Below are 245 nucleotides of genomic sequence, written 5' to 3'. Positions count from 1 at the left end.
GATCTTGTGATTGAATCGATAACTGATTGCCAAACCAGGTTAAATTTACATTCGGCACACCTTTCAATGCACTGATTACACTGGGTATCGCATCTTGGTCGATAAATTCAGTGTGATACATACTCTGCATATCGGCACCACAGCCGATGCTGTTATTAAAAATTTGCTTTACTTCTTTTTGCAAAATTTCAACATAAGCCGCATTGGCTGAGAAAATTTGGCAAGTGACCAAATCTCCTGTTGCC

The 245-nt window shown here is 39.6% G+C and carries 1 pseudogene; it reads right to left on the bottom strand.

What is annotated here, in order from left to right:
* Positions 1-245 (bottom strand): annotated as a pseudogene (locus FVA95_RS30265) (OmpA family protein); the annotation flags it as partial.

This window comes from Pseudonocardia sp. EV170527-09 (assembly GCF_008369905.1).
Lineage (GTDB): Bacteria > Actinomycetota > Actinomycetes > Mycobacteriales > Pseudonocardiaceae > Pseudonocardia.
Note: the sequence above shows the minus strand (reverse complement) of the source record. Positions and strands in the feature narration are given on the sequence as shown.